General features: G+C 70.0%; 26 protein-coding genes and 1 other RNA gene. 18 read left to right on the top strand and 9 right to left on the bottom strand.

The window, feature by feature from the left end; all coding sequences use genetic code 11:
- Positions 1-172: 172 nt before the first annotated feature.
- Complete coding sequence (locus DN771_RS20210) at positions 173-1147, bottom strand: PLP-dependent cysteine synthase family protein (protein ID WP_116999370.1); 975 nt, start codon at positions 1145-1147, stop codon at positions 173-175.
- Positions 1148-1257: 110 nt separating this feature from the next.
- Positions 1258-1674 (bottom strand): M67 family metallopeptidase, encoded by a 417-nt coding sequence (locus tag DN771_RS20215; protein WP_162942180.1) that lies wholly within the window; start codon positions 1672-1674, stop codon positions 1258-1260.
- An 88-nt stretch (positions 1675-1762) separates the two neighbouring features.
- Between DN771_RS20215 and smpB the strand changes: the two genes are divergently transcribed.
- Entirely contained in the window at positions 1763-2275 is a 513-nt protein-coding gene (smpB, locus tag DN771_RS20220) for an SsrA-binding protein SmpB (RefSeq protein WP_116999372.1), read from the top strand.
- Positions 2276-2284: 9 nt separating this feature from the next.
- Here smpB and DN771_RS20225 read toward each other — a convergent pair whose 3' ends face one another.
- A complete protein-coding gene (locus tag DN771_RS20225) occupies positions 2285-3034 on the bottom strand; it encodes a carbon-nitrogen hydrolase family protein (protein WP_116999373.1) in 750 nt (249 codons plus the stop codon).
- On the opposite strand from DN771_RS20225, the gene DN771_RS20230 reads away from it, so the two are divergent.
- Together DN771_RS20230 and ssrA are read left to right on the top strand one after the other, a co-directional pair.
- Positions 3033-3338 carry a DUF427 domain-containing protein gene (locus DN771_RS20230; protein ID WP_116999374.1) on the top strand — a complete coding sequence of 102 codons (306 nt, stop codon included), beginning with the start codon at positions 3033-3035 and terminating at the stop codon, positions 3336-3338. The genes DN771_RS20225 and DN771_RS20230 overlap by 2 nt on opposite strands.
- Before the next feature lie 15 nt (positions 3339-3353).
- Positions 3354-3746, top strand: a transfer-messenger RNA (tmRNA) gene (ssrA, locus tag DN771_RS20235).
- An 18-nt stretch (positions 3747-3764) separates the two neighbouring features.
- On the opposite strand, the gene DN771_RS20240 is transcribed toward ssrA, so the two are convergent.
- On the bottom strand, positions 3765-4364 hold the full coding sequence (locus DN771_RS20240; protein ID WP_116999375.1) for a GNAT family N-acetyltransferase: 600 nt from the start codon (positions 4362-4364) through the stop codon (positions 3765-3767).
- Positions 4361-4864: a GNAT family N-acetyltransferase gene (locus DN771_RS20245; RefSeq protein WP_162942181.1), complete on the bottom strand. Its 504-nt coding sequence runs from the start codon at positions 4862-4864 to the stop codon at positions 4361-4363. The genes DN771_RS20240 and DN771_RS20245 overlap by 4 nt, the downstream gene beginning before the upstream one ends.
- Before the next feature lie 199 nt (positions 4865-5063).
- Here DN771_RS20245 and DN771_RS20250 point away from each other — a divergent pair, with 199 nt between their 5' ends.
- Positions 5064-5645, top strand: coding sequence for a TetR/AcrR family transcriptional regulator (locus tag DN771_RS20250; RefSeq protein WP_162942182.1), 582 nt, complete (start codon positions 5064-5066; stop codon positions 5643-5645).
- Between the two features lie 61 nt (positions 5646-5706).
- On the opposite strand, the gene DN771_RS20255 is transcribed toward DN771_RS20250, so the two are convergent.
- On the bottom strand, positions 5707-6651 hold the full coding sequence (locus DN771_RS20255) for a homocysteine S-methyltransferase family protein (protein WP_116999378.1): 945 nt from the start codon (positions 6649-6651) through the stop codon (positions 5707-5709).
- A gap of 143 nt (positions 6652-6794) precedes the next feature.
- Between DN771_RS20255 and DN771_RS20260 the strand changes: the two genes are divergently transcribed.
- From DN771_RS20260 to DN771_RS20295, 9 genes are all read left to right on the top strand, one after another.
- On the top strand, positions 6795-9449 hold the full coding sequence (locus DN771_RS20260) for an ATP-binding protein (protein WP_116999379.1): 2655 nt from the start codon (positions 6795-6797) through the stop codon (positions 9447-9449).
- Positions 9450-9570: 121 nt separating this feature from the next.
- Positions 9571-11097 (top strand): HD domain-containing phosphohydrolase, encoded by a 1527-nt coding sequence (locus DN771_RS30720; protein ID WP_116999380.1) that lies wholly within the window; start codon positions 9571-9573, stop codon positions 11095-11097.
- A 103-nt stretch (positions 11098-11200) separates the two neighbouring features.
- Positions 11201-11329, top strand: coding sequence for a hypothetical protein (locus DN771_RS30725; protein ID WP_276113923.1), 129 nt, complete (start codon positions 11201-11203; stop codon positions 11327-11329).
- Positions 11323-12120, top strand: coding sequence for an alpha/beta fold hydrolase (locus DN771_RS20270; protein WP_116999381.1), 798 nt, complete (start codon positions 11323-11325; stop codon positions 12118-12120). The genes DN771_RS30725 and DN771_RS20270 overlap by 7 nt, the downstream gene beginning before the upstream one ends.
- A 137-nt stretch (positions 12121-12257) precedes the next feature.
- Positions 12258-13466, top strand: a complete 1209-nt coding sequence (locus tag DN771_RS20275; RefSeq protein WP_116999382.1) for an NAD(P)/FAD-dependent oxidoreductase — start codon at positions 12258-12260, stop codon at positions 13464-13466.
- 19 nt (positions 13467-13485) lie between these two features.
- Positions 13486-14880 (top strand): aminotransferase class V-fold PLP-dependent enzyme, encoded by a 1395-nt coding sequence (locus tag DN771_RS20280; protein WP_116999383.1) that lies wholly within the window; start codon positions 13486-13488, stop codon positions 14878-14880.
- A gap of 49 nt (positions 14881-14929) precedes the next feature.
- A complete protein-coding gene (locus DN771_RS20285; RefSeq protein WP_116999437.1) occupies positions 14930-15628 on the top strand; it encodes a response regulator transcription factor in 699 nt (232 codons plus the stop codon).
- Positions 15625-16728 carry a sensor histidine kinase gene (locus DN771_RS20290; RefSeq protein WP_116999384.1) on the top strand — a complete coding sequence of 368 codons (1104 nt, stop codon included), beginning with the start codon at positions 15625-15627 and terminating at the stop codon, positions 16726-16728. Before DN771_RS20285 ends, DN771_RS20290 begins: the two co-directional genes overlap by 4 nt.
- Before the next feature lie 106 nt (positions 16729-16834).
- Positions 16835-17203: a hypothetical protein gene (locus tag DN771_RS20295; protein WP_116999385.1), complete on the top strand. Its 369-nt coding sequence runs from the start codon at positions 16835-16837 to the stop codon at positions 17201-17203.
- Between the two features lie 51 nt (positions 17204-17254).
- On the opposite strand, the gene trxA is transcribed toward DN771_RS20295, so the two are convergent.
- Positions 17255-17629, bottom strand: a complete 375-nt coding sequence (trxA, locus tag DN771_RS20300; protein WP_116999386.1) for a thioredoxin — start codon at positions 17627-17629, stop codon at positions 17255-17257.
- 444 nt (positions 17630-18073) lie between these two features.
- Here trxA and DN771_RS20305 point away from each other — a divergent pair, with 444 nt between their 5' ends.
- From DN771_RS20305 to DN771_RS20325, 5 genes are all read left to right on the top strand, one after another.
- Positions 18074-18559: a VIT1/CCC1 transporter family protein gene (locus DN771_RS20305; RefSeq protein ID WP_162942183.1), complete on the top strand. Its 486-nt coding sequence runs from the start codon at positions 18074-18076 to the stop codon at positions 18557-18559.
- Positions 18556-19452, top strand: a complete 897-nt coding sequence (locus DN771_RS20310) for a cation efflux transmembrane domain-containing protein (protein ID WP_162942184.1) — start codon at positions 18556-18558, stop codon at positions 19450-19452. The genes DN771_RS20305 and DN771_RS20310 overlap by 4 nt, the downstream gene beginning before the upstream one ends.
- Positions 19453-19528: 76 nt before the next feature.
- Entirely contained in the window at positions 19529-20146 is a 618-nt protein-coding gene (locus DN771_RS20315) for a pyridoxamine 5'-phosphate oxidase family protein (RefSeq protein WP_116999389.1), read from the top strand.
- A 44-nt stretch (positions 20147-20190) separates the two neighbouring features.
- Entirely contained in the window at positions 20191-21450 is a 1260-nt protein-coding gene (locus DN771_RS20320) for an NAD(P)/FAD-dependent oxidoreductase (RefSeq protein WP_116999390.1), read from the top strand.
- A gap of 214 nt (positions 21451-21664) precedes the next feature.
- Positions 21665-22357, top strand: a complete 693-nt coding sequence (locus tag DN771_RS20325) for an SDR family oxidoreductase (protein WP_116999391.1) — start codon at positions 21665-21667, stop codon at positions 22355-22357.
- 19 nt (positions 22358-22376) lie between these two features.
- On the opposite strand, the gene DN771_RS29700 is transcribed toward DN771_RS20325, so the two are convergent.
- Together DN771_RS29700 and DN771_RS20335 are read right to left on the bottom strand one after the other, a co-directional pair.
- Positions 22377-24854 carry an amidohydrolase family protein gene (locus DN771_RS29700; RefSeq protein ID WP_162942185.1) on the bottom strand — a complete coding sequence of 826 codons (2478 nt, stop codon included), beginning with the start codon at positions 24852-24854 and terminating at the stop codon, positions 22377-22379.
- Positions 24851-26449 carry a sugar ABC transporter ATP-binding protein gene (locus tag DN771_RS20335; protein ID WP_116999392.1) on the bottom strand — a complete coding sequence of 533 codons (1599 nt, stop codon included), beginning with the start codon at positions 26447-26449 and terminating at the stop codon, positions 24851-24853. The genes DN771_RS29700 and DN771_RS20335 overlap by 4 nt, the downstream gene beginning before the upstream one ends.
- Positions 26450-26452 lie beyond the last annotated feature (3 nt).

Genomic DNA, 26452 nt, shown 5'->3' on the forward strand with positions numbered 1-26452 from the left:
CTCATCCGCTCGACACCCGCCGCACGTCGCCCCGACCTTCTGCTGGAGCACAAAGGCCGTCGCACAGCCTTCCTGCTCCACCAGAACGCCGCCCGATGTTCTGCTGGCGCGCAAAGGCCGTGGCACGGCGTTCCTGCTCCAGCAGAAGCGAGAGCCGGCCCGACGAGCAGCGCTAGAAGTAGATGACCTGCTCGGCCGAGGCTGCGGCGGCGTCGAGGTCGTCGGTGTAGGCGCCGGTCGACAGGTACTTCCACCCGCCGTCGGACACGATGAACACGATCGTCCCACTCTCCCCCGCCGCGGCCAGCTCGGTGGCCACCTTCACGGCGCCGGCGAGGGCGGCACCGGCCGACAGCCCGGCGAACACGCCGCACTCGGCGACGAGCCGGCGGGTCCACTCGATCGACTCGCGAGGCCGCACCACCCGCTTGCGGTCGAGCAGCTCGGCCCCGTTCCACTCGTCGAAGACCGGCGGGATGTAGCCGTCGGCGAGACTGCGCAGCCCTTCGACGCGCTCGCCCTGCGGCGGCTCGATGGCGACGATCTTGATGTCGGGATTGCGCTCCTTGAGGAACCGTCCCGTGCCCATCAGCGTGCCGCTCGTGCCGAGGCCGGCGACGAAGTGGGTGATGTCGGGGCAGTCCCGCCAGATCTCGGGGCCGGTCCCCTCGTAGTGGGCCCGGGGGTTGGCGTCGTTGCCGTATTGGTAGATGAAGCACCACTCGGGATGCTCGGCGGCCAGCTCGTGGGCCCTCCGCACGGCGCCGTTCGACCCCTCCTCGCCGGGCGTGAGGATGATCTCGGCGCCGAACACCTCGAGCATCTGGCGACGCTCGATCGACACGTTCGACGGCAGGAGGATCTTGATCGGATAGCCCTTGAGGCGGGCGATGGCGGCCAGGGCGATGCCGGTGTTGCCCGACGACGGTTCGAGGATGGTCTGGCCGGGGTGGAGGCGACCGGACTTCTCGGCGTCCTCGATCATGTTCTTGGCGATGCGGTCCTTCACCGACCCGAACGGGTTCTGGCTCTCGAGCTTGGCGAGGATGCGCACGTCGCGATGGGGTGACAGGTTGGAGACGTCCACCATCGGCGTGTTGCCGATGAGGTCGAGGACGCTGTCGTTGATCGTGGCCAGTCCCAACATCCGCGCCACCTCCTCCGAGGAGTCCAGGGATCAGCTACTACTCCGATCCGGTACGTCAGGATTCTACTCGGACGTTCGGCGTCCCGAACCTCTGGACTGCCACCATCGCCCTACCCGGCGACGACGACGGCTTCCTCGGTCACGGCGCCGTCCACGATCCGGTAGCTGCGCAGCTCCGGGCTCTCCCGCTTGAGGCTGACGATGACGTAGTGCCAGCCCGGGTCCGGGGCCTGGCCGATGTCGGTAGGGCTCGGGTACGGCTCGGTGTGGGTGTGGCTGTGCACCACTCCCACGATGTCCCAGCCGTTGGCCTCGGCGTCGCGTTCCGATCGCAGGTGGTCCATCGGGTCGATCGTGTAGACCTTGGCCGACTCGGCCGCGTTGCGGCAGCGGTAGAAGCGGCTGACGGTGGCCGACGCCGTGTCGGGCCCCGGCGCGGCGGCGATCAGGCCGCAGCACTCGTACGGATACGCCTCGTAGGCGAGGGCGGCGATCTCGTCGATGACGGCCTGCGGCAGCTCCAGCACCCGCCGAACGCTAACGCCCGCCGCCAGCGCAGACCGGTCGAACCGGCGGCGGTCAGCCCGGGACGGCGCCGGTAGGGTTCGCCCGGTCATGGCGAAGTCGAGCACGAAGGCGAAGGGCGCTACGAAGGCGGATGCGGCGAACCGCGTGATCGCCAGCAACCGGCGCGCCCGCCACACCTACGCCATCCTCGACACCGTCGAGGCGGGCATGGTGCTCAGCGGCAGCGAGGTGAAGAGCCTGCGCCACGGCCTGGTGCAGCTCGCCGACGCCTACGCCCGCATCTCCGATGGCGAGGCGTGGCTCGAAGGCGTCCACATCGCCCCGTACGCCTTCGCCCAGGGGTTCGGATCGCACGTGCCGGAGCGTCGTCGCAAACTGTTGCTCCATCGCAGCGAGATCGACCGCCTCCAGGCGCGCGTCGTCGGCGAGCAGCTGACGCTGGTCCCGCTCAGCCTCTATTTCAAGGACGGCCGGGCCAAGGTGGAACTGGCGTTGGCGAAGGGTCGCCAGAAGGCCGACAAGCGCCAGGCGATCGCCGAGCGGGACTCGAAGCGCGAGATCGAGCGGGCGCTCGGCCGCCAGCGCAAGTACGGCGCCTGAGCCTCGAACTCACGGCGACACGGTGAGCGTGGCGACGGCGATCTCACCGGGGCGCGTTCCGGCCCGGGCCAGCTCGGTGCCGTCGGCTGCCCAGATCGCCGAGTTGCCGGCCGTGTCGTCGTAGCCGCCGCCGGTCGGTCCGGCGAAGCTGGCGGTGGCGACGGCGACGCCGTGGTCGGCGATGACCCGCCGGGCACGGATCTCGTGCTCGTCGGGCTCGTCGGCGCCGTGCACGATGCCGGCCACATAGACGTCGATGCCGAGCGCTGCCGTGGCCGTCGAGTGCTCCGGGTGCCGGGTGTCCTTGCAGATGGCCAGGCCGAGCCGCCAGCCGTCGATGTCGATCGCCACGGGAGTCGTGCCTGGCTCGAAGCCGGCATCGACCTCGCTCGGGCCGAGCCACAGCTTGCGGTACACGACCGCGACCGATCCGCCGGGATCGAACCCGAGGGTGCCGATCGAGCGTCCGTTGCCGTCGGGTCCGACCACTGCTGCGCCGGCCAGGGCCAGCGTGCCCGACTCCACGCAGGCGGCAAGGAGCGGCCTCAGGCGGGAGTCGTCGACATCCACCACGGCGGCTGCCAGCTCGTAACCCGTCAGTGACATCTCGGGGAACACGACGACCCGGGCACCAGCCGACCGCACGGCCTCGGCATGTGCCTGGGCATTCGTCGCCACGTCGCCGGCGATGCACGCCGGCTGGGCGACGGCGATGGTAAGGGAATGCCGGGCCACGTCGCCAACGTTGGCACAAGGCATGCAGGCAACGCTGAACGGATTGGTGCTGGCCGACGCTCCCGACGACGAGATCATCCTGATCGAGGGCAATGCGTACTTCCCGCCCGACTCGGTGACCGACGGCGTCCTCCACGCGAGCACGACCCCGTACCACTGCTCCTGGAAAGGCGACTGCCAGTACTTCGACGTCCGCACCGGCAACGGCGACGAGACGCTCCCCGACCGGGCGTGGAGCTACCCCGAGCCGATCCCGGCGTCGCTCGATGTGGTCGGCAAGGACTACAGCAACTACGTCGCTTTCTGGAAGGAAGTGCACGTAGGCTGAATGTGCTCACCCAACGGGGCTGACAGGATTCGACGTCAGTAACGAGGGGCGAGAACGCGACCCGAGTTGCTCAGACTCGCTAAACGGGGCAACCAAAAGAATTGCCGATGAGCAGTTCGCTCTCGCCGCCTGATCTCAGGTGAGTGAAGAGACATCGTGAGCAGAAATGCCACACGGGGCCAATCTCCCGCAGCCCGGCAACAGAAGCGGAAGATGACGGTGGGAAAGACCACTGACGGTGAGAAAGACCACTGGCCCCGGGGAAAGACCCGGCGCTGACGTGAGGTAGCGATACCGATCGTCATCCGACCCGCCGGAGGGGCAGCGTCAGCTCCAGTGACGGGAACGGTCGTAGCGGGTTCGTCCACCGGCTGATGGACGGGGGTTCGATTCCCCCCAGCTCCACGAAGATCCAGCGGGTCTGCCCTAATGGGGCGACCAGGAGATGGTCAGGGCGCCCCGGCGCCTTCGGTCCGGGTGATGCCGACGGCTGCGCCCGATCGCCTTGGACATCCGCAACAGCGGAATGGCGACGCCGGTCGAGGTGTCGTCGAAGGACGAGTCGACGCCGAATCCGGCCGCCGCGTAGAGAGGAGCGCCGGCCATCGTGGCCACCAGCTCGAGCCGGCCGAAGCCCTCACCGGCGGCCGCCTCCTCACACCACTCGAGGATGCGTCGCCCGATGCCGCGCCGAGCGGCGTCGGGATGGGTGTACATGGCCCGGACACGGGCTGCCTCGAGGCGTGGGTCGAGCGAACCGTCATCTCGTCCGGCGACGTGGTTGCCGCCGTACAGCGTGCGCCGTCGGCTCCACCCTCCGCACCCGACCGCTGTGCCGGCGCACTCGGCGACGACGTAGGTGCCGTCGTCGATCAGCTTGGCGTCGATGCCCATGATCGCCGAACTGGCCGCCAACTGCAACTCGTCGAGGAACGGTCTGAGGAGGCGATCGATCGCAGCCGACGCCAACCTCTCCAGCTCCGGCAGGTCATCGCGCTGCGCCAGCCGCAGTTCGATGGCGGTCACGGCTGCCCGGCCTTGCCGTCGACCGAGCGCTCCATGACGATGATGCCGGCGCGGTCGAGCGTGCCGCGACGTCGCGTCTGGACGAAGCCGCACCGGTGGTACACGCCGATCGCCGGATCCATCGGCCCGGGAAGCGTCTCGAGCCAGACGCTGGCGCAACCACGCGATGCGGCGGCGTTCACCACCTCCGAGGCGAGCCGGTCGGCGATCCCCTTGCCGCGAGCCATTCGACGGACGTACATCCGCTTCAGCTCGGCCGAGCGGTCCCGGTGGTAGCGAGCGGCGACGATCCCGACGGCGAGCCCGCGCTCGACGGCGACGAACATGTCGGCGTCGTCCGCCGTGTACACCGCCTCCAGGTCGTCGAGCTCCCGGGCGAAGGATGGCTGCTCTGCGCTCAGATCGACGCCGGCGACGCCGCGGACCCACTCGGCAAAGTCGTGCAGTAGGGCGGAGGCCTGCCGCCACTCCCACTCGTCGGCCGGGGTCCGAACCTCCACGCCGACATCCGTTCGGCCCTGCGACCGGCCGCTGACGTCCGCCGACCACCCGCCTGGGTGAACACGAACGTCGGTCTCCATCGTGCTGGTTCTCATAGAAGCCCTTCTGGGTCCGGCCCCACCGTACGTGCTGAAACGTAAGAGTCAGGATGATGATACATCCATGTATCATCCATGCAACATGATATTGTCATCGCCGATGCGTCCCCCCGAACCAAACCTGCAACTCGACCCCCACCTGATCGATGCCGCCGCCAACGTGCTCGACGCCGCGGGCGCCGTCGGCCTCACGCTCAGCGCGATCGCCGAGGCGGCCGGAGTGTCGCGCGTGACGGTCCACCGTCGCGGGGCGACGGTGGACGACTACATCGTTGCGGTCCTCGCCCGGGCGAGCGACGACCTCCGCAGCTCGCTGTGGCCGATGCTCACCTCATCGGAGCCTGCCTCCGAACGCCTCCGATCAGCTCTCACCATCCTCTGCGAGGTCTGCGAGCGGCACACCGGAATCATGACGGCCATGTTCGGGGTGCCGCCTCGCGACCTTCCCGGTCGACCCGGACGAACGACCAGCCTCGAGTTCATCGAACCATTCGCCAAACTCCTCGGCGACGGCCAGACCGACGGCTCGCTCACCGCGGGCGATCCGATGCCCGATGCGACCTTGCTCGCGAACTGCGTCGCGTGGACGTACCTCCACATGCGCCGGGCCCACCGCTGGGACCCCGCCGTCGCGGCCGAGCGAACCGTGACGATGGCGATCGCCTCGTTCCTGACGCGTTGAACCTGGCCGGCGAACGATGACCCGCTTGAACATCGCCCGACCGCCCCGCCGCCCGCCACGCTCAGCGCCCGACGCGGCCGCCGGCGAGCCGGTCGTAGACCGTGCGGACGTGCTCGTGGTCGGTGCCACAGCAACCGCCGATCACCCGGAGGTCGAGCACCTCGTCCAACTGCGCATAGGTGTCGGCCAGTTCTGCGATGTCGCCGCGATCGAGCTCAGTGGCCGCGTCGAGCTCTGCATGGCTCATCGTCGAGGCGTTGGCCCGCACCCCCCGGATGCGGCCGGCCCACCCGGCCGACGCGTCGAGGTGGTCGATGAAGTGAGTGGGATGCGCGCAGTTGACCATGTAGTAGGCCGGTGCCGTTGGCGCGGCCGTGTCGATCTGGGCGATCGCGTCGCCGAGCGTCTGACCGGACGGCAAGCGTCCGTCCGTCTCGACGGTCAGCGAGATGACGGCGGGGAGCGACACCGCATCGGCAGCCCGAGTGATCCCGATCGCCTCGTCGGCGTACGTCATCGTGACGGCGCTGATCATCTCCGCGCCGGCTTCGGCGAACGCCCTGGCCTGCAGACCGTGGTGCGCGGCCGCCTCGGCGGCAGACATCGCGGAGCCGACGATGTAACCGTCGCCGCGCGGGCCGATCACACCGTTCACGATGGCCTGGAGACCAGGACGTTCAGCGGCGAGAGCGGCCACGAACTCCACGGCGCGCCGGTTGATCGCGGCGAGCCGAATCGCGTCGAAGCCCCGGCGTGCGCCCCAGTCGAGACTGGCGCGCCAGGTGGGGGTGTCGAACACGAAGCCCACACCCTGATCCTCGGCAAGGTCCAGGTAGGGGTCGTAGTAGCTCCGCATGGCGCCGCGTCCTTCGTCCGAATCGAGCAGTGGAAACGCGGCGAAGTCGGGCAAGTCGATCTCGTTGACGTAGACGAGTGTCGTCTCGAGACCACCATCGGTCAGGAACGGTCGGGCGGAGGTCAGCTGGGGAAGTGTCGTTGCAGTCATTGGGGAGCCTTTCGGTCGGCACGTCGTTCGTCGACGCCTGACCCGGTCGGCGTGAGGAGAGGACTCACGTCGTGAGGTCGGAGTCACGGCCTCCGCGGCGATCTCCGCTGAACGACGCCGGAACCCTGGCATATGGTGACCGCATGCTGTCGGGGGTTCTCGTCGGCCGTGAGGCGGAGCTCGACGAGGTCGAGAGGCGGACGAAGACCAACCGCCTCGTCACCATCGTGGGTCCGGGGGGTGTGGGCAAGACCGCGCTGGCCCGGGCGCTCGCGGCGCGCGTCGAGTCGGTGTACCCACTCGGCGTGAACGAGGTCGACCTGGCCCGGATCGACGACGACGAGGCGGTCCGCGGGGCGCTGGCGGCGCAGCTCGGCTTCGACTCGTTCGATGCCTTGCTGAGCTCGCCGAGCGAGCGTCCGATGATGCTCATCGTGGACAACTGCGAGCACGTGCTCGACGCCTGTGCCGTGACCGTCGCCCAGATCCTCGGCTCCTGTCGACAACCCGTGGTGGTGGCGACGAGCCGGGCTCCTCTGGAGCTCCCCGGCGAGTCGATCGTGTCGCTCGCTCCCCTGGCCCTGCCCTCACCCCATGGCGATCCGGCGGCATCGCCGTCGGTGCAGTTGTTCCGGCAACGCGTCCGCGACGCCGGCGGCGAGGTGAGCGACGACGAGCTCGACGTGGCTGCAGAGCTGTGCCGGCGACTCGACGGACTTCCGTTGGCGATCGAGATCGCCGCCGCTCGAACTCGCGCGCTGGCGGTCAACGAGATCGTCGCCCGCCTCGACGAGGCGATCGACGTGCTCGAGCGGCCGCGCTTTCGTGGCGACCCCCGGCATCGCAGCATCGCCGAGACGATCCGGTGGTCCCACGATCTGCTCGCTCCGGGCCCGGCTCGGCTGCTCGAACGCCTCGCCGTGTTCACCGGCCCGTTCACCGCGGAAGGCGGGCGCGCGATCGCCGTCGATCCCGTGGCGTTCGACACGGATCTCGACGAGCTCGTCAACGCGTCTCTCGTCGTGATCGACGAGCGGTCGACCACCACCGGGTACCGCCTGCTCGACACGATCCGCCGCTTCGGGATCGAGCAGCTACGGCGAGACGGCACGCTCGAGCTGGCGTACGACCAGTTCGTCGAGCACGTCCTCGCGTCGGTCCGGACCATGCTCGAAGGTTCCACCTCGACCTGGCGGCCCACGCTCGTGCGTGACCTCGAGGCCGAGTACTTCGACATGGCCGAGGCGCTGTCTCACGTGATCGCCCATGACGAGACCCCCGACCGCGCCTATCGGCTCTGCGGGATCTTGTGGGCCATCGTCCATCAGGGCCACGCCGACGACATCGTGGGGCTGTGCCGCCGGACGCTGCGTCGGTGGCCGGCCGACGGCTCGTCGGCCGCCGCCCGCACGGTGGCTGCTCTGGCCACGGCCGAGTACGCGACGGGTCACCCTGCCGTGGCCGTCCAACTCACCGAGGCGGCGATCGCCGCCGAGGAGCGGCCCAGCGTCGCGTCGATCACGCTGCGCCGCTCGCTCGGGCAGGCCCGCCGAGCGTTGCGCGACCACGAGGGCGCGCTCACCGCCTTCCGGGCGGGCTCCAGCATCGGGCATCGGCTCGGGATGACGGCGATGGCCCTCGAGCTCGACGTCGCGGCGGCACTGGTCACCGCGGACCTCGGCGACGTCGACCAGGCCATCGACGAGGTCAGAGCCGTGCTCGAACGAGCCGAGGAGATGGCGTCGGTCGTCAGCACCAGCTGGGCCCGCACCTCACTCGGCTGGATTCTGCTCCGCAGCGATGTGACAGCCGCTCGGGCTGTGATCGACCAGGCGCTGGGGGAAGCCCGTGGCATCGACTATCCGATCGGCATCGCTGTCGGCGTGCGCTCGCGGGCATTCGCCGACCTGCTCGAAGGTCGCTTCGACGACGCCGTCGCGACGATCGGCGAGCTGACCGACGAGCTGGTGCGTCGGGGTGCGTTGTCGAACCTCCGCCTGCTCGCCGACGTCGCCGCAGCAGCCGCCTACCGGTGTGGCCACCCGTCGTGGGAACGCCTCACGTCCACGGCTCGCGCCCTACCGATCACCACGCTGGTCGCCGCACACTACGAGTTGGTGCCGCTGCCGGCCACGTCGACCGAGCCGTGGCCACGACACGCCGTGGTCGCGACCGTCCGGCACGTCGTCGACGACTTGCGAGCCACCGGAGCCGCGGCCGCACCGGCGCGAGCCACTGCCGCGGTCGCCGCGCAGCCGGCCTCGATCAGGCAGCTGGGCGACGTCTGGGAGTTCGCCTACCTCGGCCGGACCGTCGCAGTTCGAGCGACGAAGGGGCTGGCCAACATCGTGCGCCTGATCCAGGCGGACGGAGCCGAAGTGCACTGCCTCGACCTCGCCGGGGCGACGGTCCAGGAGCCGTCGACCGGTGAGACGATCGACGCCACGGCTCGCCGCCGCTACGAGCAGCGGATCCGCGACCTGCAGGGCGACATCGACGAGGCGGAGGCCAACTCGGACTTCGAGCGTGCGTACCGTCATCAGGCCGAGCTCGATCAACTGATCGAACACCTTTCCGCGGCGACCGGCCACGGTGGGCGTACCCGGCGTGCAGGCGGTTCCGCCGAACGCGCCCGCTCCGCTGTGACGCACCGCGTGAAGGCCACGCTCCGCCAGGTCGCCAAGCTCCATCCCCAGCTCGGCGCCCACCTGACGCATGCCGTCAACACCGGTACGTACTGCAGCTACCGACCCGAGATTCCGACCCCCTGGGACGTCACGTCCGCCCCTCGCACGTGATCGGCAGCGATCCGATCGGTGAGCTCCAGGCACATCGCGTCGAGCCGGCATGATGGCGACACGACCAGCGGAGAGAGAAGCTCACGATTCGGGGCCGTCGCCATGTCGTTAGCGTTTCGTCGTGGAGCGTGTGCGCTTGGCCGAGTTGTGTGCGGCGACGTCGCTGTTCACCGACCTGGGGACCGGGCAGCCGACCGAGCACGGCCTGCGCGCGTGCCTCGTGGCGATGCGGCTGGCCGATGCGCTGGACCTCGATGCGGCGGCCCGTGGTGAGGTGTTCTACGTGTCGTTGCTGCGCTTCCTCGGCTGCACGGCCGACGCTGGGGAGCTGGCGGCGATGGCCGGCGGCGACGACGTCCGGTTCCTGGCCGGCATGGCTCCTGTGGCGATGGGCTCGCCACGGGAGGAGATCGCGCGGATGGTCCGTCTCGTCGGCTCCGGCCAGCGGTGGCCGCGGCGCCTGCGCACGCTGGCGAGGGCGCTGACCGACCCGAAGGGCGGTGAGCGACTGCTGAGCGCGCACTGCGAGGTCGGAGCCCGTCTGGCGACGGAGATGAGCCTGCCCGAACGCGTTCCGACGGCGCTCGAGGCCGCCTACGCGCGGTGGGACGGACGTGGCGTACCAGCGGGGCTCGCCGGCGACGACATCCCCGTCTCGATCCGTGTCTCCATCGTGGCCCGTGACATCGAGCTGTGGGCTCGCGAGACCGGACACGACGCCGCCCGCCAGGTTCTCGCGCAGCGGCGGGGCCGCGCCTACGACCCGGCGGTGATCGACGCCGCGCTCGGCGTCGGCGTCGACCGTCTGTGCGACCTCGGCGGCGGGCTCTGGCAAGCGGTTCTGGACCGGGAGCCGGGAGCGGTGCGGTGGCTCTCGGGTCCGCCATTGCGCCGGGCATTCGCCGCCCTCGGTGACTATGCGGATCTGAAACTGCCCGAGCGCACCGGACACGCCCGGCGGGTCGCCCGACTCGCGTCTGCGGCGGCGGAGGTCGCCGGTCTCGACGGCGACGAGGCCGAGGACCTGGTCCGGGCCGCGCTCGTCCACGACGTCGGGATGGTCGCGGTACCAGTGGGTGTCTGGCGGGGCGGAGTGCGAGCAGGCGATGCGGAATCGGAGTTGGTGCGGCTCCATCCACACTGGAGCGCGAGGGTGCTCGGTCGCTGTGTGGGCCTCGGGCGCGTCGCGCTGGTCGCCGGCCAGCATCACGAGCGGTGGGACGGCTCGGGCTACCCGTTCGGGCTGATCGGAGACCAGGGCCGGGTTTCCGGGCTGCTCGCGTGCGCCGTCCTGTTCGACGAGATCGCGGCGATCGACGATCCACGCCAGACGGCGGGCGCGGCCGCCGAACTGGCCACCCTCGCTGACGCCGGGGCACTCGGCCGGCGCGACGTGCACTCGGTTCTCGAGGCAGCCGGACTCGAGGCACCGCGGACGCGGAACGATCGCCCGGCGGGCCTCACCGAGCGAGAACGCGAGGTGCTGGGCCTGCTCGCGCGCGGTCTCACCAACCGACAGATCGCCAGCGCGCTGCGCGTCTCGGTCAAGACCGTGGGCGCTCACATCGAACACATCTATGTCAAGGCAGATGTCCGTTCCCGGGCGGCCGCGACCTTGTTCGCCATGCAGCACGACCTCGTCGGCTGATCCCACCGCGAGCCGTTGCGCCGACGGCGCATCGGGCAAACACCCGATGCGGGAACAAGCGGCGTTGGTCATGGTGGTCCTCGACGAGTCGAGAGGAGCGACCATGGCGACTGCGCAGCTGAACGGTGTGGACCTGTACGACGAGACCGCCGACACGGGACCCGACAGCCGAGCCGAGGACGCCGTCGGCCTCCTCGAGGAATCGTTCCCACCGGGGGCACTCCGATGGTGACCGACCGACTCGACGTCACCGCCGTCGACGGCACACCGATCGCCGTGTGGATCACTGGCCGTGGACCGGCGTTCGTGATGGTCCACGGCTCGATCGCCGACCACACGACGTTCGATTCGTTCGTCGCCGTGCTCGCCGACCACTTCACCACCTACGCGATGGATCGCCGCGGCTTCGGCGACACCCCCGATGTCGACGACTACACGATCGAGCTCGACTTCGCGGACGTCGCCGCCGTGGTCGATGCCGTGGCGGCGCGCACGGGCGGGCCGGTCGTGTTGTGGGGCCATTCCTACGGGGCCAACTGTGCGATCGGTGGCGCCGCCCGTACCGGCAACATCAGCCACCTCGTCGTGTACGAGCCGAGCCTCGGCCTGTCCTACCCACCCGGCTCGATCGAGCGCGTCGAGACCGCGCTCGCCCATGGCGACCACGACGCGGTGATCGCAACCGTGCTCACCGACATCCTCGAGATGACCGCCGAGGATGTGGACGCGCTTCGCGCCGACCCGCTGTGGCCCGTGCGGCTGGCGGCCGCGCCCACCGTGCCGCGCGAGTGTCGGGTCGAGCGAGACTGGACATACCGTCGCCGACAGTTCGACAGCATCGCGGCGCCGACACTGCTGCTCACGGGTTCAGAGAGTGTCGCCGACATCGTCGGGGCCACGCAGCGAGCCGCAACGGCGATCCCCGACGCGAGGATCCGAGTCCTCGACGGGCACGGCCACTTCGCCCACAAGTCCGACGCGCCGATGGTCGCCGCGATCGTCCGCGAGTTCGTCGCCTCATGATTCCGGTATCGAGGACGCCCGTCGGGACCTTCCCTTCTCCGTTCCTGTAGCGCCCCGGCCAAAAGGGGCCAAGGTCCCTGTCGCTCCGCCGGATCGAGGCGTACAACACAGGTGACGACGACGGACAGGAGCGTGCGATGACGCGCAAGAAGGTGTTGGTTCTCGGCGGCAACTTCGGCGGGCTCACGGCCGCGCTGGCCGTGCAGCACGAACTGCACGGTGACGTCGACGTCCGGGTCGTGTCGGCCTCGGACCGCTTCCTCTTCAACCCGTCGTTGATCTGGCTGCCGTTCGGCAAGCGCACCGCAGCCGACATCACGTTCCCGCTCGCCCCGACGTTCGACAGCCACGGCATCGACTTCGTCCACGCCGAAGCGACCGAGCTCGACCTCCGATCGAAGAAGGTCGAGACGACCGCTGGCGCCTACGACTACGACTACCTCGTGATCGCCACGGGCTACCGCAACGACTTCGACGCCGTCGAGGGGATCGGACCGGGCGGCAACGCCCACACGATCACGACCCTGGCGGACGCCGAGCGGGCCGGTCGCGCGTGGTGGCAGTTCCTCGACGAGCCGGGCGACGTCGTGGTCGGTGCCGTCGAGGGTGCCGGCTGCTTCGGCGCCGCGTACGAGTACCTCTTCAACGTGTCCCACCAGCTGCGCAAGGCAGGGCTCAAGAGCAAGGTCAAGCTCACGTACGTCACACCGGAACCGGTGCTCGGGCACTTCGGCATCGGCGGCCTCCCTCACGGCGAGACGCTGCTCGGGATGTTCATGCGGAAGGAGCACATCGCATCCGTCGTCGACACCGCCATCGGCCACGTCGACGACGGTCGCGTCGTGCTCGCCGACGGCACGGGCATCGACTTCGCCTACGCCATGATCATCCCGCCGTTCCTCGGCCAGCCGGTGATCGCCAAAGCGACCGACATCGCCGACGCGAAGGGCTACGTCAAGGTCCGCGACACCTACCAGACCGAGCCGTACGACGACGTCTACGCGGTCGGCATCGCGGCCGCGGTGGCCGCGCCGTGGCAGACCGCGCACGCGGTCGGCATCCCCAAGACCGGCCTGCCGACCGAGCAGCAGGCGCACGTCGCGGCGAAGAACATCGTCGCCCAGATCAATGGGGAGGCGCCGAATGTCCACAAGTCGTTCGGTGAGATCCCGGCGGTCTGCGTGATGGACGCCGGCAACAACGGCGTGCTCATCCTCGCAGACAAGATGCTGCCGCCACGGAAGCACGGCGTGCTGATCCCCGGGCCGCAGAACCACCTCATGAAGCTCGCGTTCGAGAAGTACTTCCTGTGGAAGGCGCAGCACGGCTACGTCAACCTCCCTTGATCGGCGATCGCGACCACCCATGACGACTGAGCTCACCACACGAGCCGGCCTTGCCGCCCTGGTAGGCGACGGTCTACCCAGCGCCTGCATCGACGGTCGGGAACGCCCGTACCTGAGCCTCGACGCGGCGGCCTCGACCAGTGCGCTGCCCGCGGTGGCACAGGCCGTCCAGGAGTTCCTCCCCTGGTACTCGAGCGTCCACCGCGGCGCCGGCCTCAAGTCGCAGCGCTCGACGAACGCGTACGAGGCCGCCCGCACGGCGGCGCTGTGCTTCGCCGGACGCCCAGCCGGCGGCGACGACGTGGCGATCATCTGCCGCAACACGACCGAAGCCATCAACCACCTCGCCTACCGCCTCCGCCTCGAGACCGACGACGTCGTCGTGACGACCGTCGCCGAGCACCACGCCAACCTCCTCCCGTGGGCTCGTCTGTGCCGACGCCGGTACGTGGAGTGCGACCGACGCGGCACCTTCACCATCGAGGACGTCACCGCCGCCCTCGATGACGCCGCGCGACCTCGGCTGCTCGCGATCACCGCCGCGTCGAACGTCACCGGATGGATACCACCGATCGACGCGATCATCGACGCCGCCCACGAACGCCACGTGCCCGTGCTCGTCGATGCCGCCCAGCTCGCCGCGCACCGGCCGCTCCCGTCTGGCGCCGATTTCGTCGCCTGGAGCGGTCACAAGATGTATGCGCCGTTCGGCGCCGGCGTCCTGGTCGGTCCTCGCGCCGCGTTCACCGACGGCGATCCCTTCCTTGCCGGCGGCGGCGCCGTCGACCTCGTCGGTCTCGACGAGGTGGCGTGGACCGATCCACCCGACCGGGAGGAGGCCGGCTCGCCGAACGTGATCGGCGCCGTCGCCCTCCACGCCGCCATCGACGCGCTCGGCGGCATCGGCTGGGACGCGATCGCCACGCACGACCGGGCGATCCAACGCCGTCTGCACGTCGCGCTCACCGAGATCCCCGGCGTGACCGTGCTCGGCCCCGACCTCCCCGACGCCGCGCTGCCACTCGCCACGTTCACCGTCGCAGGTGTGCCGCACGCACTCGTCGCCGCCCGGCTCAGCAACGAGCACGCCATCGGCGTCCGCCACGGCTGCTTCTGCGCCCATCCCTACCTCGTCCGCCTGCTCGGCCTGGACCCACAGGCGATCGCTGCGCACTGGGACGCCGTCCGGCACGGAGACCGCCACGCCATGCCCGGCGCGGTCCGAGCCAGCGCCGGGATCTCCACCTCGCTGGCGGACATCGATCGCTTCGCCGCCGCGGTGGCCGACATCGCATCGGGGCGGCCGGCACCGGTCACCTACCGCCAAGACTCGACCACCGGCGACTACCACCTCGACGGCAGCCCAGGGACGGGCGATCGCCGTGCACTCGGCGCGTCATGTGCCCGCGGTTGACGCCGGCGCGGACGCGGCGACACGGCGCAGCCATGACGACGGACCGGTGATGCGAGCCTCACGCGTGCTCATCGTCGACGACGAGGCGACGATTCGTGACATCGTGCGCCGCTATCTCACCGCCGAAGGGTTCGAGGTCACAGAGGCCGCCGACGGCGACGATGCGCTGCGCCAGCTCGAGCGCGGGTGCCCAGACCTGGTGATCCTCGACGTGATGATGCCCGGGATCGACGGCCTCGAGGTGCTGCGTCGGATGCGCGCGACCTCCGATGTCTTCGTCATCCTGCTCACCGCCAAGGCCGAAGAGCTCGACAAGCTGGTCGGGTTGTCGATCGGCGCGGACGACTACATCACCAAGCCCTTCAGCCCCAGGGAGGTGGTCGCCCGCGTTCGCGCCGTCCTGCGCCGCCAGCGCGACGCCCCGCCGTCGAACCACCACGAGACGATGTCGTTCGCCGGGCTGGTGATCGACTCAGCGCGGCGGGAGGTGCGGAGAGACGGGGAAGCCGTCGACCTCACGGCGCTGGAGTTCGATCTGCTCGTCGCCCTCGCCACATCACCCGGGCGGGTGTACACCCGCCGCCAACTGCTCGAGCAGGTGTGGGGTTGGGACTACGTCGGCGACGACCGAGTCGTGGATGTCCACATCCGCAACCTTCGCCGCGCGCTCGGCGACGACGCCTCGGCGCCCTCGATCGTCGCCACGGTGCGCGGCGTCGGCTACAAGTTCGTGGCAGCCCCGGCGTGAGCTGGTGGCGGCGCCTCGGCACGCGGCTGTTCATCTCCTACGCCGCGGTCGCGGGCGCCGGTGCCATCGTGCTCCTCGTCACGATTCGGCTGCTGGTCCCTCGCATGTTCGACGACCGGATGGGCGCCGGGCTCGGCTCCGGACGCGACCATCCCGGGCACGCCACGCACGACGCCCTCGTCGCATCGCTCGATCGGGCGCTCCTCGTCGCACTCGTCGCCAGCCTCGCCACCGCCGCGGTGATCGCGGCGGTCGTCGCCCGCCAGATCCTCCGCCCGATCGAGCGCGTGCGCGCCGCGACGCGACGCCTCGCGGCCGGCCACTACGACGGGCGCATCGACCCGCCCGCCGAAGCCGAGCTCGCTGCGCTCGCCGAAGATCTCAACTTCTTGGCGCGTACGCTCGCCGACACCGAACAGCGTCGCGCCGAGCTCGTCGGCGACGTCGCGCACGAGCTCCGCAGCCCGCTCACGACCATCCGTGGCTATGCCGAGGGGATGCTCGACGGCGTCATCGCGCCCGAACGCGCTGTCCTCACCGCGATGCTGTCCGAGGTCGACCGCCTCCAGCGTCTGGCCGGTGACCTGAGCGCGTTGTCGAACGCCGACGAGGGTCGCCTGACGTTCTCGGACGCGCCGGTGGACATGCACGAGCTGGCCGCTGCGGTCGTCAACTCGTTCCGCCGTCGCGCCGTGGAGCAGGGCGTGGACCTTCGCCTCGCGGGCCAGCCGGCAATGGTGCGCGGCGACCGTGACCGACTCGTCCAGGCAGTCGGCAACCTCGTCTCGAACGCGCTGACGTACACGCCCGCCGGCGGGCGTGTCACCGTCGAGGTGGGCGCCGACGCGACGACCGCGACGGTGACCGTCACCGACACCGGCATCGGGCTCGCGGCGCACGACGTGGAGCGTGTCTTCGAGCGCTTCTACCGGGTGCAGGGCGTCACGCGGCCACCCGGCGGCAGCGGCATCGGTCTTGCCATCACCCGCTCCCTCGCACGGGCCCACGGCGGCGACGTGGTCGCGTTCTCCGAGGGACCGGGTCGGGGCGCGACCTTCACGCTGCGGCTCCCGGCCGCGGTCCCGCCCGTCGCGACGTGAGCTCGCCGACGTGCTTCATCCAAGCTTCACTGCCGCGACGCTGCGCGCTTCATCCGTCTGGCGCACCATGACCTTGTCAGAACGAGAAAGGAAGGAGGTGCCAACGATGCGGAAGCTGCACAAGGCGCTCGTGGCGGGCACCGTTGCCGCGGCGATCCTCGTCCCTGTGGGCCTCGCCGTCGCGCAGAGCTCGCCGCCGGAGCCCAACCCCATCTGCACCGACGAGCAGCGGGAGGAGCACTGGGCGGTCCGTGACCAGCTCCGTGCCGAGATCCTCGATCAGCTCGAGCAGGAGGGCGTGACGGACCCGGACGAGCTCCGAGACGAGCTGCGTACCCGCCTCCACGACGCGATGGAGGACAACTTCGGAGAGATCATGGGACCGCATGCCGGCAGCGGCATGGGCGGCCGACATGGCGAGCAGCCGCTCGGCCCGATGCACGGCAACAGCCACGCTCGGCGTGCCCGGCGGTGACCCCGTCCAGCGCGGTGGTCCCGCCGGTCGGCGGGACCACCGTGGTGTCGCTCACGCGGACTGCGCCGTGCGCCGCTCCTCGAGCTGCCGGTGCACCTCGTCCATGTCGAGGTCCCGCACGGCGGCGATGACCTGCTCCAGCGCGGCAGCAGGCAGGGCGCCAGGCTGCGAGAAGACGAGCACCCCGTCGCGGAAGGCCATGAGCGTGGGGATCGACATGATCCCCGCGGCAGCCGCCAGGCCCTGCTCCTTCTCCGTGTCCACCTTGGCGAACACGACATCCGGGTGCTGTTCGCTGGCCGCCTCGAACACCGGAGCGAACATGCGGCACGGGCCGCACCAGGACGCCCACCAATCGATGAGCACGATGCCTTCGGCACGCACTGTTGCTTCGAACTCAGCCTCGGTGAGGTTGACGGTTGTCACGAGGTACTCCTTCTTCGATGTTGATCAGATACCTATGGGGGTATAACGAGCGGTGGGCGTGGCGTATTCCGTCAGCGCCGGCGGCCGACCCGCCAAGGCGCACCGACGCTCAACGCCCGCGCAGGCGCTGCCACCAGCTTGACGACCGGGAGTCGCCGGCGGTCGCCCGCGCCGACGCGCAGTCACAGCGGTCCTCGGGCGCGAGGTGTCCGAGCACCTGCTCGACATGGGCGCCGCATCCTGCCCATGTCGCCTTCCCACATCTCCGGCACGTCACCTGTCTGCACATACCCCCTAGGGTATCCGCAGCGAACTGAGTCCACACCGAAGACGTCCAGAACGCCCGCTGACGAGCTCGGCTCCAGAGTGGTGGTCCGTCGGACGGTGGGCTGCGCGCCGTACTCTCTGCGAAGACGTTCGGGGGTCGCGATGTCGTGGAGTTCGATGGCAGGGCCGTGGGCGGACCTGCGAGCGCGCCTGGGCGACGCATCGACGCACCGGTCGTGGAGCATCGATGCCAACGTTGAGCTGGAGGAGCTGGCTCGCTATTGGGAAGGGCGGGGCCTCACCCCCGAGACGGCCAGGGAGGTCGCTCGGCAGCTGACCGAGCGCGACGCCCTGGCCGCCCAGCTCGAATGGGAGTACGACTTCGAGGAGCCGGTTCCGGCGACGTTCCCGCTGTGGTTCGGCGTCGGTGCCGGAGTCGCCTACATGCTCGGTGCGCTCGTCCCGCTGCTGATCACGTACTTCGCCCCCGTGGCCATCGAGGCCTGGGCGATCCTTGGAGCGGTGGCGATCACCCTGATCCTGTCGTCGCTGCTGTGGTCACGGACCGGGCAGCTGATCACCCGCCGGATGTTGGCGCGAACCCTCGTCGTGGGCGTGCTGACGATGGCGGTCAGCTACGTGGCCGGGGAGCTGCTGCTGTGATCGAGGCTGCACCGCGGGCCCAGCGCGAACGGTCGGCGCTACGCGTGTCGATCGTGGTGACCGCGGCGTTGAGCATCCTCGGCATCGTCTGGGGCATCACCGCCGGCTCGCAGATGATCCTGCTCGACGGCGCCTACGGATTCATCGGCATCGTGCTGTCGTGGCTGCTCATCCGGGCCTCGAGCCTGGCTGAGCAAGGCCCGACGACGGACTTCCACTACGGACGGCACGCGGCGACGCCGCTGGTGATCGGAATTCAAGGTCTCGTCCTCGCCGCGACGCTTGCGTATGCCGCCGTCGAAGGTGTTTACACACTGCGTGCCGGCGGCAGCGACATCACACCAGGCTGGGCGATCCTCTACGGAGCCATCGCCACGGCGGCGTCGCTGGTGACCTGGCGCTGGCTCCGTCGGCGAGCGGAGCACTCCGATCTCCTCACCGCCGAAGCGGCCGCGTGGGGCCTCGGGGCGATGCGCGGCGTCGGGATGGTCGTCGGCTTCACGATCATGCTGCTCCTGCTCGACTCACGATGGGACGGCGCCGCGGCATACCTCGATCCGGCGATGGTGCTGATCACGTGCGTCGCGTTCGTCCGCATCCCGGTGCGGATGGTCCGCGACGCCGTCGTCGAGCTGCTCGAAGGGTCACCATCGGCCGACGTGCAGGCCCGGGTTCATGCGGCGATCGACGAGGTCCGCAGGCTCTTCGACATCGATCAGCACGAGGTGAGGATGACCAAGGTCGGTCCCAAGCTGTACGTCGAGGTCGACGCCAGAGTCCGACCCGACGTCACCGTGTTCCAGGAGCACGAGGTGAGAACGGCCGTCCGTGAGCGCCTCGATCAGCTGCCCTACGAGGTGTGGCTCAACGTCGAGCTGCTCCCCCACCCGTGACGACGATCACGGCGCCAAAGCCCTCGAATCCCCCGCTGCGCAGGGCTAAGGTCGCCAGACTTCGAGAGGGGGCGGCATGGACTACGGGGACTCACACCGTCAGCTGCAGGATCGCTTCGACACGCGACGCCTCGCCGACCGTCTGGCCGGCGTCGCGGGAGATGATCTCAGCGGATTCCGGGACTTCATCGAGGCGCGTGACATGTTCTTCATCGCCACGACCGACTCGGTCGGTCAGCCGCAGTGCTCGTACAAGGGCGGCGACCCCGGGTTCGTCCGGGTCGTCGACTCGTCGACGATCGCCTTCCCGCTCTACGACGGCAACGGGATGTTCCTCACGGCGGGCAACATGGTGGAGCACCCGTCCGTGGGCCTGCTGTTCATGTCGTTCGAGGACGGCACGCGGCTGCGACTCAACGGCGACGCGTCGATCGATCCCGACGACCCGCTGATGGCCGACTACCCCGGCGCGCTGTTCGTGGTGCGCGTGCGCACACGCGCCGTGTTCCCCAACTGCCGCCGCTACGTCCACACGCACGCCGACTCCAAGCCGTCGGTCTTCGTCCCGCGCGGCGACCAGCCGCCGCCCGTGCCGGACTGGAAGCGTGATCCCTGGTTCGACGGAACGCTGCCGGCCGACGATCCGGCCCTCGACGAGGCGAACCCGAGCGCTCCAGCGATGCCTCACTTCTGACCCACTGCTGTCACATCGGCGTCTTGCGTCCGGTCTTGGAAGACTTGACGGATCGCCCTGCGTCCACCCGCGTCGTCGTCCTCGGCGGCGGCTACGCCGGAACGATGGCGGCCAATCGCCTCCGGACGCGCGCGGACATCGCCGTCACGCTGATCAATCCGCGCGCCGAGTTCGTCGAGCGCATCCCCTTGCACCAACTCGTCGCCGGCAACGACGACGCCGTCGCCGACTATGACCAGTTGCTCGGCGCCGGCATCGCGCTCATCGTCGACGCGGCCGTCCGTATCGACACCGACCGCCGAGTCGTCGAGCTCTTGTACGGAGCGCCGTTGAGCTACGACTTCGTGATCTACGCCGTCGGTAGCACGGCCGAGCCACCGGCATCGATCCCTGGTGCCCGCGAGTTCGCGTACCCGGTGGCCGAGCTCGAGCACGCCCGGCGCCTGCGCGTTGTAGTCGCTGACCTGCCCCCCGGTGCCGCGATCACCGTCGTCGGCGCCGGGCTGACGGGCATCGAGACGGCGTCCGAGCTGGCCGAGAACGGATATCGCGTCACATTGGTCTGCGGTGGGCAACTCGGGCCGTACCTCAGCACGCGGGGCCGTCGATCTGTCGCCAAGGTGCTCCGCAAGCTTGGCGTACACATCCTCGAGGCGCCGGCCGTCACCAAGGTGACGGCGGACGCTGTCGTCCTCTCCGACGGCTCCGAGCACCCGACGTCAGTGACGATCTGGACGGCGGGATTCGCGGTCCCGGCCCTCGCCGCCGCGAGCGGGCTCCGGACGGACGACGTGGGGCGGCTCCTCACCGACGAGACACTGACGAGCATCGACGATGACCGCGTGCTGGCCGCGGGCGACTCCGCGTCTCCGTCCGGTGTGCCGTTGCGCATGAGCTGCCAGATGGCCGGCCCACTCGGGATGACGGCCGCCGAGACCGTCCTCAGCCGCGTCGCCGGCACCACACCGGCGGTGATCGACCAGGCATCGTTCGGTGCGTGCGTCAGTCTCGGGCGTCGATCGGGCATCGTCCAGTTCGCCCACAAGGACGACCGCGCCATCGATCTGTCCTCCACCGGTCGCCTCGTCGCCCCGATCAAGGAGGCGGTGTGCAGGAGCACGCTGTGGTCGCTGCGACGCGAGGCCCGCAGACCGGGATCGGCGTTCTGGTTCAAGGGCGGCCGGCGCCCGGCTGCGGCAGTGCCCGACGCGCCGGAGCAGGAGGCCCCCAACCTGCCGCTCTGTGGCCGCTCGGCTGGGTGCGGACCCGACATTTCCAACCTGGCGGCCCACGTCGAGCCGTAGGCGACGTCGGGCGGGCGGGGGACGTCGGCGCTGTGGTGACCGAACGACTCCGGACCGGACACTCGGGGCGCGTTCCAATCGGGGAACTGTGAGCTGTCGAGGCAGAGATCGGTACCGAGACGTCACAGTTCGCGGCCGCTCGGCCAGCGTTCTCACCAGGCAGAACGCTGTCTGACGCAGCACTAAGCTGCATGCACACAGGGGGAGGTCTGCGATGGGCAACGGATCGGTTCTGGTCGTCGGCGGCACGGGTGGGCTCGGCAAGGAGGTCGCGCGGCACTACCACGAGCAGGGTCACGACGTGACGATCACCGGGCGGGACCCCGAACGCACGAAGGCGGTGGCGGCCGAGCTCGGCGAGGGGGTCGGCGCGATCGCCTTCGACCTCGCCGAGCCGGAGACGATCGCCGGCGCGCTGAGCGGCGTCGGCGACGTGTCCCGCCTCGTGCTGGCGTCGATCGCGCGCGACAACAACCCCATCCGGGACTACCACGTGGCCGACGCCGTGTACCTCACGACGATGAAGCTCGTCGGGTACACGGCTGTCGTGCACACGCTGATCGACCGCCTGTCGGCCGACAGTTCGGTCGTGCTGTTCGGGGGCCGGGCCAAGGACCGGCCCTATCCCGGCTCGACCACTGTCACGACGGTCAACGGCGGCATCAGCTCGTTGATCCACACGCTCGCCATCGAGCTCGCGCCCGTGCGCTTCAACGCGCTCCATCCGGGCATCGTCGGCGACAGCCCGTTCTGGGAGAACAAGCCGCTCGACGCCGTGCTGCAGCGAACACCGACGGGCCGCCTCGTCACGATGGCCGACGTCGTGGACGCCACCGTGTTCCTGCTGGAGAACCGGTCCGTGAACGGCATCAACCTCGCCATCGACGGTGGCTGGATGCTGATGTGACGCGAGCGCGGCCGCAGCTCTAGAGCTTCGGCGGCTTGAATCCCGACCGGGAGAGCACGGCGTCGCGCGACGCGGCCACCCGGCGGGCGACGGCGGGCCAGTCGACGTGGAGCAGCCGCCCGCTCTGTTTCATCACTCGCCCGGCGACCAAGACGGTGTCGACGTTGCTCGTGTCCATGCTGGTCACCACGGCCGTGGCCGGATCGCCGAGCGGTGTCACGTTGAGCCGGTCCGTGCGCAGCATGATGACGTCCGCCTGCTTGCCGGGCGACAGCGACCCCACCTTGGTGTCGAGGCCGTTGGCCCGTGCGCCCTCCATCGTGGCGTAGCGCAGCACGTCCTTCGCCGTGATCGGCGCCTTGCCGCTGGCGGCGGCGAGCGACCGCTGGAGGGCGAGCACCGATCGCATCTGGTTGAACATGTCACTCGGCACGTTCGTCTCGACGTCGACACTGAGGCTCGGCGCCAGCCCACGGTCGAGGAACTTCTGGATCGGCGGCATGCCGTGGCCCATCATCATCTCGACCGGAGCGGCCAGCGAGACGGTGCCGCCGGTGTCGACGATCATCTGGATCTCGGTGTCGTTCAGCGTGGTGCAGTGGATGTACGTCGTGTCGGCACCGAGCAGGCCGGCGCGCCCGAAGCGCTCGAGCTTGCCGTCGAGGCCGTACGAGCCGACACCGACGTGGGTCGTGATCCGCGCCCCGGCCTCACGCGCCAGCTTCCAGTGATCGCGGGTCACCTCGAAGTCGGTGAACTCGGGACCCGGAGCGGCGAGGGCCAAGGTCAGCAGTTGATCCGATGACGAGAAGTGCTCGGTGGCCGCCCGCACGAACCAGCTCGGCTGGCGCTCCTCCCACTTGCCCCACCACGGGAACCCGTAGGCGAAGACGGCGCGCAGCCCCGAGTCGCGCAGCGCCTGCACGACGGCGTCGGTGTGCTCGGGCGAGCCCTGGATGTGTGACCAGTCGAGCAACGTGGTGACGCCCGCGTCGAGCGCGCCGAGCGCCGAGACGAGGTCCCCCACGTAGGCGTCCTCGGGCCGGAACGCCGGCGCCAGCTTGTGCAGCACGTGAGAGATGTAGCTCGCCCGTCCTTCCAGCGGCACGTCGGTGCCGATGTTGCGCAGCACGCCCTCCCAGATGTGGCGGTGGCTGTCGACGAAGCCGGGCATGACGATCATGCCGGTGGCGTCGATCACGTCGGCGTCGGCATCGAGGTCGGGCCCGACGGCGACGATGCGGGACCCGTCGATCAGCACGTCGCAACGATCGAGGCCTGCCAGCCGTCGCTCGACATCGGGGTCGAGGCTCAGCACGAGCCCGCCGCGGATGAGCTTGCGATCGGTCGGCGTGACCGCGAAGTCTGTCCCCTCGGGGTAGAAGGTCGGCAGCTCGGCCGCGACGGCACCCTTGCTCCCGGTGACGAGGCGCCGGGCGCGCCGGAAGGTGCGCTTGGTCAGCTCCTTGAGGTCGCCCACCTGGAACAGCACGATGCCGACCACCACGAGGATGCCGATCACCATCGACCCGTCGGTGGGCGACAGACCGAGGAACGGCAGCGCCGTGATGATGAGGGCGAGCAGCACCGATGCGACGGTGCTGCCGAGGAACGTCGCCCGCCCGCCCGTGAGGGCGGCGCCGCCGAGGACGGCCGCAGTGATGCTGTTGAGGGCGAACGAGCTGCCGATCTGGGCGTTGCCGATCGGCGAGCGGGCCATGACGAACAGCGATGCGGTCGCCGCGAGCACGCCCGACAGGAGCAGGGCCCGCACCTTGACGTTGGTGGTGCGGATCCCGCCGCGTTTGGCGGCCCGCTCGTCGAACCCGACCGAGCGCACCTCGAGGCCCGAGCCCGAGGCGTGCAACCACAGGTCGAGCAGCCCGGCCACGGCGACGATCACCAGGACGGCGACGGGGACGGGACCGATGCTCCGGCGCAGGAACGTCACCAGGTCGTCGCTGATCGCGCCCTGCGCGGTCGGTCGCTTGGTCAGCGAGATGCCGTCGAGGATGCTGAGCGTGGCCAGCGTGGCGATGAGCGAGGGGATCTTGAAGCCCCGGACGAGCACGGCGTTGACGACGCCGAGGCCGAGACCGGCGGCGAGGACGACGATGACCCCGACGACGATCCCGCCGGTCGACGCGTCGCCGCCGATCAGGAACGAGCCGATCACGACGCCGAGGCTGATCATCGCCCCGACCGACAGGTCGAGGTAGCCGACGAGGATGGCGTGGGTCTGGGCGATGGCGGCGAGGGCGAGGGGCATCGCCAGCAGCAGGATCGTCGTCACGTTGGCGCGATTGATGAACCCGTCGAACCGGGCCTCGGTGTAGAGCAGCAGGGCGACGATCAACAGCACCTGCAGGGCGACGGGCATCCACAGGCGGACCTTGATCACCTTGCGCCACTCGTTCTTGTCCCGGGCGTTGCGCAAGACCTTGCGCGTGTAGCGCCGCGCGCGGTCGACGGTGGTGGGTTCGAGGGCGACCGTCATCGCGCGCTCGACACGGACGGTTCCGGCGAGTCGACGTGGCGGCCCGGGGACTTCGGCATGGCGACGCCGAGCGGCGAGCGCGCCGCCTTGGACATGCCGGGTCCCCGCACGATCGCCTCGACGATGCGCACCTCGTCGAGCTCGTCGCCCGGGATCTCCTCGACGATCGTGCCGCGCGACATCACGTACACGCGGTCGCAGAGGCCGGAGAGCTCGATCGGGTCGCTCGACTTGACGAGGATCGCCGCGCCGGCCGCGGCGCGGGCGCGCAGGGCGCGGTAGATGTCGTGGCGGGAACCGACGTCGACGCCCTGGGTCGGTTCGTAGGCGAGGATCACCGCCGGCTCGGTGAGGAACGTCCGGGCGATCGACACCTTCTGCTGGTTGCCGCCCGAGAGGAACTCGACCGGCTGATCGAGCGACGGCGTGCGGATCTCGAGCCGCTCGATCAACTGCTCGACGGCGGCCCGTTCGGCCCGACGGCGCAGGAGTCCGAAGCGACTGAAGCGCCGCAGCGACTGCACGGTCGCGTTCACGCGCACGCCGAGCACGCCCATCAGGGCCTCGCGCTTGCGGTCGCCGGCGAGCAGCATGATCCCGGCCCGCACCGCCTCGGTGGTCGAGATCAACGTGAGATCCCGGCCGGCGCACGTGACGCGACCGGCCCGGGGAGGAGTCCGCCCGGCGAGGCAGTCGAAGAGCTGTGCCTGGCCGTTGCCCTCGGCCCCGGCCACGCCGACCACTTCGCCACGCTGCAGCCCGAAGCTGACGGGACCGAACGACTGGCCCTGCAAGCCGTCGACGTCGAGCGCCACGTCCGCCTCGGGCGAGATCTCGTCAGCCGTCGGGAAGGCGACCTCGAACGGCCGGCCGACGATGCGCTCGACCAGTTCGGACTCGGTGGTGCCCGCCGCGTCGAACGTGCCCTGCGTCTGTCCGTCGCGGAGCACGGTGATCCGATGCGCCACCTCCAGCACCTCGGGAAGGCGATGGCTGACGTAGACCACGCCGACGCCGCGACGCGCGCACGCGACCACGGCGCGGTGGAGCGTCTCCACCTCGTCGGGTCCGAGTGCGGTCGTCGGCTCGTCGAGGAGCAGCACCTTGGGATCGGTGACGAGGGCCTTGGCCACCTCGAAGAGCTGCCGCTCGGCCATCGACAGCGAGCCGACGGGAGCGTCCGGGAACAGCTCGAGGTCGAGGTCGAGATCGACGAGCACCTGGCGGGCCCACTGCTTGCGGCGATGGTACGGCGGCCGATGTGACAACCCCCTCCCCGCGGCCACGTAGAGGTTGTTCTTCACCGGCTCGGCGGCGACCGCGGAGCCGTCCTGATAGGCCATGGCCAGCCCCAGCCGGCGGGCGAGCGTCGGAGAGTCCCGGGTGAGCGGGCGGCCGCCGATGCGCACCGTGCCGCGGTCGGGGTCGACGAAACCCGAGGCCACCCCGAGCAGCGTCGACTTCCCCGAGCCGTTCTCGCCGACGAGGGCGTGGATCTCACCGGCGCGGCAGTCGAAGTCCACCGACCGCAGGGCGCGGACCGCGCCGAACTGGCGGGACACTCCCGCCAGTTCGAGCACGAGCTCGTCGGTCACCGC

The sequence above is a fragment of the Desertimonas flava genome (genome assembly GCF_003426815.1).
GTDB lineage: Bacteria > Actinomycetota > Acidimicrobiia > Acidimicrobiales > Ilumatobacteraceae > Desertimonas > Desertimonas flava.